Genomic DNA, 7,149 nt, shown 5'->3' with positions numbered 1-7,149 from the left:
GCCCCACCTCCCCCGCCACTTCAAACGCCGCACGGGTGTACCGCCGGGCGCGTTCCAGCGCGGAATCCTGGGCGCGGTCCCCGAGCCCTCGGAACGGGCCCCTGCGACCTGAACGGCCGCCACGAGCAGCGGCCGCCGGCCCCCTTCGCCCGTTCGGATCTCCCCCGCCCGAAGGAGCACATATGGCGTCGTCCGGCCCCGTACACGCCCGGCACCACCCCTGCGAGACGATGCGTACCGTCGTCATAGGCGTACCCCTGCTGCTTCTGGGGATCGTCTGGCTGGGAACCGAGGCGTCCATCGACGGCGCGGTGTTCATCGTCGGCGGCGCGGTCAACATCGCCTTGGCGGTTCTGACGGCCAGACTGCCCGCCTGCGAATACGTCCCGGCGACCAACACCCTGACCCGCCGGTCCCCCCTCAGACGTCGAGGCCCCTTCGCCCCCGGCCCGGGGCAGCGGTTCGCCGTCCATGACAACGCCATCGTCCTCGCCCCTGAGGGCGCGTCCCACGGCCCGGTGATCGTGCGCCGAAACCGTGTCCACCCGCAGGACTGGGGAGCGCTGGCCACCGCTGTCGCAGACGCGAACGAGCGCATGGGAACCGGATCGACCGTCTTCGGGGACGACGCCGCCCTGGAGAAGTACTACCGCGCTGAATGGCCGCTCTGAGGGGCCTCCACGCGCGCGCCCTGGGCCATCGGACCGCCACCGCACCACCGCACGGGCCCCGAGGCGCAATTACGTTCAAGACCCCGGTCTCCCGCGCTCCGTAGCGTTCCCGGCGTGAACACGTCAGCATTCGCCCTCACTCCCCCGGTGCGCGACGCACTGGGGATCGGCCTGGCCGTCGGGGTGTCCGGGGTCGCCTTCGGCACCGCCTCCGTGGCCGCCGGACTCACCGTCGCCCAGACCTGCGCCCTGAGCCTGCTCGCCTTCACCGGCGCCTCCCAGTTCGCGCTGATCGGCGTCGTCGCCGGAGGCGGCAACGTCATCGCCGGGGCGGCCGGGGCCCTGCTCCTGGGCGCCCGCAACACCCTCTACGGCCTGCGCCTGGCCGACGTCCTCGGCTGGCGGGGCGCCCGCCGGGCCCTGGCCGCGCACGGGGTGATCGATGAGACCGCCGCCGCCTCGTTCGCCCAGCGCACCCCCGACGAGGCGCGCACCGCCTTCACCGCGACCTTCGCCGCGCTGTTCGTCTTCTGGAACGCCACCACCCTGGCGGGCGCGCTGGCCACCGAGCGGGTCGGCGACACCTCGGCCTTCGGGCTGGACGCGGTCGGGCCGGCGATCTTCCTGGCCCTGCTCTGGTCCCGGCTGCGCGAAGGCCGCAGGACCCGCCTGGTCGCCGGCGCCGGCGCCGTGGTCGCGCTGGCCGCCGTCCCGGTGCTCCCGCCCGGTGTTCCGGTGCTCATCGCCGCCGCGGCCGCGCTCATCGGCCCCGGTCCGGAGGCGCCAGTGGCCTCGCAGGCGTTGGCCGGCGCCCCGGCGGACGCGCCCGGGACGGACCACGGCGGCGACGGCGCGGGCGGAGCGGGCGGCGGTACCGGCGACGGGGCGGACACGGAGGTGCGGCCGTGACCCTCTGGACCGCCATCGCCGTCACCGCCGTCGGCTGCTACGCCCTCAAGTTCGCCGGGCTGGCCGCCCCGCGCCGCCTGCTCGACCACCCGGCGGTGCGCCGGTTCGCCATGACCGTCCCGGTGGCGCTGCTCGCCGCGCTGGTGGCCGTGCAGACCTTCTCCGACGGCGGGGCCGCGCTCACCGCCGACACCGCACGCCTGGCCGGGGTCGCGGCGGCCGCGGCGGCGCTGCTGCTGCGCGCCCCCTTCCTGGTCGTGGTCGCCGCGGCGGCGGGCACCACGGCCGCCCTGCGGGCCCTCGGCATCGGCTGAGGCCCGGTGCAGGCCCGGTGCACGGCCGGGGCCGCGTGCGCGCCGCGCCTGGGGACGGGGGACGGGGGACGGGGAGCCCGATGAGGTGACGTTCCCCGCCCCCTGGGGCAGGATGCAGGTGACCGGCGGGGGCGGCCCACCGCCCCCGCCTTCTGGCGCCTTGCGACGACGGAAGGACGACCGTGCCCCCCGAGACCACCGGGCCCGCTGGGCCCACCGCCGCCGAATCGGTCGCGGAACTGCTGGCCGCCGCCCATGTGCGGCGCTGCTACACCGTCCCCGGTGAGAGCTTCCTGGAACTGGCCGACGCCATCGACCGGCGCAGCGACATGCAGCTGGTGTCCACCCGCCACGAGGGCGGCGCCGGGTTCATGGCCGAGGCCGAGGGCAAGCTCACCGGGTTCCCCGCCGCGGCGGCCGCCACCCGCGGCCCCGGGGCCTCCAACCTGGCGGTCGGTGTGCACACGGCCATGCAGGACTCCACCCCGATGATCGTCTTCCTGGGCCAGGTGGAGTCCGACCGCCTGGGACGGGAGGCCTTCCAGGAGGTGGACCTCACCGCGTTCTACGCCCCCGTCACCAAGTGGTCGACGACGGTGACGCGCGCCGACCGGCTGGTGGAGGCGACCGCGCGCGGGCTGCGCATCGCCACCTCGGGCCGCCCGGGCCCGGTCGCGATCGCGGTCCCGGGCGACCTGTGGGGCGAACCGGCCGGGGCGCTGGGCCCCCTTCCCGGCACGTTCCCCCCGCGCCCCTCCCTGGCCGAGGAGGAGAGGGACCGCCTGGCCCGGTGGCTGGCCGGGGCCGAGCGGCCGGTCATCATCGCCGGCGGCGGGGCGCGGGGCGCCCGGGAGGAACTGGTGCGGGTCGCCGAGCGGTTCCAGGCCGGGGTGTACGCCTCCTGGCGGCGCCAGGACGTGTTCCCCAACGACCACCCGCTCTACCTGGGCCACCTCGGCCTGGGCTGCCCTTCCCAGGTGCTGGGCGCGCTCGAGGAGGCGGACGCGATCCTGGTGGTGGGGTGCAGGCTCAGCGAGGTCACGACCCAGGCCTACCGGTTCCCCGCCCCGGGGGCGCGGGTGGTGGACTCGCACGTCGCCCAGATCGACATCGACCCCGACCAGGTGGGGGCGGTCGCCGGCGTCTGGACCGGCCTGGTCGCCGACGCCCGGCGCGCGTTGGAGGCGCTGGCGGCGTCCCCGCTGACCGCGCCCTACCGGGACTTCGCTCCGGCGCACGCGGCCTGGGAGGCGACCACGGTCCCCGACCCGGGGGCCGCCTCGCACCCCGGCGGGCGGATGCACCCCTGGGCGGTGGTGGAGCGCATGCGCGCGGTGCTGTCGCCCGAGACGGTGCTGACCAACGACGCCGGGAACTTCGCCGCGTTCCTGCACCGGGGGTGGCACTTCACCGAGCCCCGGACCCAGCTGGCGCCCACCAGCGGCGCGATGGGCTACGCGGTGCCGGCGGCGATCGCGGCCAAACTGGTCGAGCCGCACCGCACCGTGGTCGCGGCGGTCGGCGACGGCGGCGCGCTGATGACCGGGCAGGAGCTGGAGACGGCGGTGCGAGTGCGCGCGGCGGTCACGGTGGTGGTGTTCCAGAACGGGCTGTACGGCACGATCGCGATGCACCAGGCCAAGGAGATGGGGCGCACCGCGGCGGTGGACATCGGCGGCCCGCTGGACCTGGCCGGGTACGCCCGCTCCCTGGGCGCGCGAGGGGCCACCGCGCACACGCCCGACGAGTTCGAGAAGGCCTTGGCCGAGGCGGTGGAGGCGGATCTGCCCACCTTGATCGACGCCCGGACCGACCCGGACGTGATCAGCCCGGGGGCGACCCTGTCCGGCCTGCTCGACCGCGGCTGACGGGAGTACCGATGCGGGCCCCGGGGACGGCCGACACCGCTCCCCAGGGTCCGATCGGCGATGGCCGACAGAAACGAAGTCCGAGACACGGCCAGTGAGGACGGCGATCGCACCGCTGGCACGGCAACACCCGACAACGCCCGGCGGGCGCCGACCGCGCCCGTCGGCACTGCCGACCGCGCCCCACAGGAGACACGGCGACCAGGCCCGGCGGCCGGCCCCAGGCTCGACCGGCGATGGCCCGCTGAGAACGAGACTCGCGCCAGGACCGGTGAGACCAGCGGGCACCCCGCTCGCGCGGCGACCATCCGGTGGGCGGTGCCGGTGCCCTTCGACCGTGGCGGCCCCGTACCGCAGGCGACGCGGCGGCTCACCCCCGGGGCGGAAACCGGGGGCGGGATCGCGACCGGGGACTGTGGTCTCGGCGATGGTGGAGACGGGCTTCGCTGGCGCGGACCGCCGTCTTCGCAGGCACGGATGCCGGCACCGCAGCCACGGATTCGGCCCACCGTGTGCAGGGGTGGGCAGGGCAGGGCACGGCTCCCCTACGCGAGAAGCGCCCCAGCGTCCGTGCACTCGGTGGCGCTCGTCAGGCCCCTCCCTCACTGGGGCCGACCGCTCACCGTCCCCGGCTCCATTCGGCAGGCCGCCTCGCGCAGTGCCCGGACGGTCGCGCTGATGGCCGGCCGCCTCGCGGCGTCGGCGTTCCAGAACACGTAGACCTGCCGGACCAGTGCCGGCTGTACCTGCACCAGCCGCACCCCCTCAGGCACCGGCCCCCTCCCCAGGCGCGGTATCACCGCCGCCCCCAGCCCGGAGGCGACCAGGGACAGCTTCGTCTGGTGCTCCTCGGCCGTGTGCACGATCCGCGGCTCGGCCCCCTGCGCGCTGATCATCTGGTGCAGCCACTGGCCGCACGCGCCGCCGCGGGGCCAGCTGATCCACGGCAGGTCCACCACCTCGTCCAGGGCCACCAGCCCCCGGTGCGCCAGGGGGTGCCCGGCGGGCAGGGCGATGTCGGCGGTGTCCTCGGTCAGCGGGGTGCGCTCCATACCGCGCGGCAGCGGCAGCGGGGCGCCGGTCCAGTCCACGACCACCGCCATGTCGGCCTCGCCCCGGCTCACGGCCGGGACGCTGTCCTGCGGCTCCTGCTCGCTGAGCTCCACCACGAGGCGGGGGTGGCTCTCGCGCAGGGTGACCAGGGCGTGCGGCACCAGCCCCCGGGCGGCGGTGGCGATGGACGACAGGCGCAGGTGCCCGATGACCGCGTCGCGGTGCGCCTCCAGGTCGGCCTCGGCCTGGCGGACCAGGGACAGGATCTGCCCGGTGTGCTCGACCAGCACCTCGGCGGCCTCGGTGAGCCGGATCCCGCGCCCGTTGCGCTCCACGAGCGGCTGGCCGACCTCCCGCTCCAGCTTGCTCAGCTGCTGGGAGACGGCCGAATTGGTGACGTGGAGCTCCTCCGCGGCCCCGGTGAGCGATCCGTTGGCCGCGATGGCGTGCAGGACGCGCATTCGATCCACGCTCAGCATGAAGCGATGCTAACGCCGGGAACGCCCGCTGCGAAGCGGTTGTGAGCGGTTCGACGTCCACGGACTGAGATGTTCGCCGGCCCGCCCCCTCCCCGGGGCCGGGCGCCGCCCGCCGCGCGGAACGGGGGCGCCCTGTGGGCGCCCCCGCCGGACTACTCCTCGCGCAGCATCTCCACGGCCTTGGCCAGGTCGTCCGGGTAGGGGCTCTCGAACTCCACCGGTCGCCCCTCGGTCGGGTGGTCGAACCCGAGCCGCACCGCGTGCAGCCACTGGCGGCTCACCCCCAGGCGCTCGGCCAGGGTCGGGTCGGCGCCGTAGAGCCGGTCGCCCACGCAGGGGTGGCGCAGCGCCGACATGTGCACGCGGATCTGGTGGGTGCGGCCGGTCTCCAGCTTGATCTCCAGCAGGCTGGCCGCGCGGAACGCCTCGGTGGTGTCGTAGTGGGTGACCGACGGGCGCCCGCCCGCGACCACGGCGAAGCGGCCGTCGCCGGAGGGGTGGCGGTCGATCGGGGCGTCCACGGTCCCGCGCAGCGGGTCCGGGTGGCCCTGCACCAGCGTGTGGTACCGCTTGTCGACCGTGCGCTCCTTGAAGGCGCGCTTGAGCACCGAGTAGGCGGTCTCGCTCTTGGCCAGCACCATCAGGCCGGTGGTGTTGGCGTCCAGGCGGTGCACGATCCCCTGGCGCTCGGCGGCCCCGCTGGTGGCCAGCTGCACGCCCATGGCCAGCAGCCCCTCCAGCACCGAGGGGCCGGTCCAGCCCACGGTGGGGTGGGCGACCACGCCGATGGGCTTGTCGACGACGACGATGTCGGCGTCCTCGTGCACGATGCGCAGGCCCGGCACCGTCTCGGCCCGGGGGACGGGGGCGGTGGGCGGCGGAGGGAGCGCGACCTCCAGCCAGGCCCCGGCGCTGACCCGGTCGGACTTGGCCGCCTCGGCCCCGTCGACCTGCACGTTCCCCTCGGCGATCAGCTCGGCGGCGCGGGTGCGCGAGAGCCCGAACAGCCGCGCCATCGCCGCGTCCAGGCGGTCGCCCTCCAGCCCGTCCGGAACCGGCATGCTGCGGTGGTCGGTCATCGCGCGTCCCCTTCTGCCTCGTCGCGGTCGGCGGCCGCGGGCTCGCCGGCCGCGCGGGCCCCGGCCCCGGGGGCGCCGTCCCCTCCGGTGGCGCCGGTGCCGTGGTCGATCGTGGTGTCCTCGGCGGTGCCGGCGGTGCCGTTCCCACCGGTCGCGCCGGCGCGCTCGCCGCCGTCCCCGGTGTCACCGCCGACGCCGCCGGCGTCGGCGGCGTCGGCGTCACCGGCGTCGGACGCGGAGTCGTCCTTGCCGGCCTCCCGGGTGCCGTCGATGTTCACCCCGCGGAAGGCCAGCAGCACCGCCAGGGCGCTGCCCACCACCAGGCTGGAGTCGGCCAGGTTGAACACCGGCCAGTTCGGCAGCTGGATCCAGTCGACCACGTGCCCGTGGAAGGGCCCGGGCGCCCGGAACAGGCGGTCCACCAGGTTCCCGGCCGCCCCGCCCAGGATCAGCCCCAGCGACACCGCCCAGGCCAGGGAGCGCAACCGCCGCGCGATCACGATGATGTAGACGACCACCCCGATCGAGATCAGGCTGAACACCCACGTCATGCCGGTCCCGATGGAGAAGGCCGCCCCCGGGTTGAACACCAGGGTGAAGCGGAGGAGGTCCCCCACCACCGCGACGCTCTCACCGGGGGCGAAGCGCGCCAGCGCGATCTCCTTGGTGGCGAAGTCCAGGGCCAGCGCGACCGCCGCCACCACCGCCACAAGAACGAACCGCCGCGGCTTGGTCGCGGCGGATCCGTTCACCGTTCGTCTTCCGTCCCCGGAGGG

Annotated in this window: 7 protein-coding genes; 4 read left to right on the top strand and 3 right to left on the bottom strand. The window is 75.6% G+C overall.

The genetic code is table 11. The features are described 5' to 3' along the window. The first annotated feature begins 182 nt into the window (after positions 1–182). The 4 genes from C892_RS0114850 (at position 183) to C892_RS0114835 (ending at position 3,762) form a co-directional block, all read left to right on the top strand. Entirely contained in the window at positions 183–671 is a 489-nt protein-coding gene (locus tag C892_RS0114850; protein WP_017557856.1) for a hypothetical protein, read from the top strand. A 147-nt stretch (positions 672–818) separates the two neighbouring features. Further along, positions 819–1,580, top strand: coding sequence for an AzlC family ABC transporter permease (locus C892_RS0114845; RefSeq protein WP_017557855.1), 762 nt, complete (start codon positions 819–821; stop codon positions 1,578–1,580). Beyond that, positions 1,577–1,894 carry an AzlD domain-containing protein gene (locus C892_RS0114840; protein ID WP_017557854.1) on the top strand — a complete coding sequence of 106 codons (318 nt, stop codon included), beginning with the start codon at positions 1,577–1,579 and terminating at the stop codon, positions 1,892–1,894. The genes C892_RS0114845 and C892_RS0114840 overlap by 4 nt, the downstream gene beginning before the upstream one ends. Before the next feature lie 182 nt (positions 1,895–2,076). Next, positions 2,077–3,762, top strand: a complete 1,686-nt coding sequence (locus C892_RS0114835; RefSeq protein ID WP_017557853.1) for a thiamine pyrophosphate-dependent enzyme — start codon at positions 2,077–2,079, stop codon at positions 3,760–3,762. A gap of 602 nt (positions 3,763–4,364) precedes the next feature. Here C892_RS0114835 and C892_RS28970 read toward each other — a convergent pair. The 3 genes from C892_RS28970 to lspA all read right to left on the bottom strand — a co-directional run bounded on the left by C892_RS28970 (position 4,365) and on the right by lspA (position 7,125). Next, positions 4,365–5,294 carry a LysR family transcriptional regulator gene (locus tag C892_RS28970; protein WP_051060545.1) on the bottom strand — a complete coding sequence of 310 codons (930 nt, stop codon included), beginning with the start codon at positions 5,292–5,294 and terminating at the stop codon, positions 4,365–4,367. 152 nt (positions 5,295–5,446) lie between these two features. Then, positions 5,447–6,373 carry an RluA family pseudouridine synthase gene (locus C892_RS0114825; RefSeq protein ID WP_017557851.1) on the bottom strand — a complete coding sequence of 309 codons (927 nt, stop codon included), beginning with the start codon at positions 6,371–6,373 and terminating at the stop codon, positions 5,447–5,449. Continuing rightward, a complete protein-coding gene (lspA, locus tag C892_RS32265) occupies positions 6,370–7,125 on the bottom strand; it encodes a signal peptidase II (RefSeq protein WP_017557850.1) in 756 nt (251 codons plus the stop codon). The genes C892_RS0114825 and lspA overlap by 4 nt, the downstream gene beginning before the upstream one ends. Positions 7,126–7,149 lie beyond the last annotated feature (24 nt).

This window comes from Nocardiopsis baichengensis YIM 90130, assembly GCF_000341205.1.
GTDB classification, from domain to species: Bacteria; Actinomycetota; Actinomycetes; order Streptosporangiales; family Streptosporangiaceae; genus Nocardiopsis_A; species Nocardiopsis_A halophila.
Note: the sequence above shows the minus strand (reverse complement) of the source record. Positions and strands in the feature narration are given on the sequence as shown.

What these genes read in the sequence shown, in the direction of transcription:
- C892_RS0114850 (WP_017557856.1), top strand. Translation starts at nt 183, where the DNA reads ATGGCGTCGTCCGGCCCCGTACACGCCCGGCACCACCCCTGCGAGACG.
- C892_RS28970 (WP_051060545.1), bottom strand. Translation starts at nt 5,294, where the DNA reads ATGCTGAGCGTGGATCGAATGCGCGTCCTGCACGCCATCGCGGCCAAC.
- C892_RS0114825 (WP_017557851.1), bottom strand. Translation starts at nt 6,373, where the DNA reads ATGACCGACCACCGCAGCATGCCGGTTCCGGACGGGCTGGAGGGCGAC.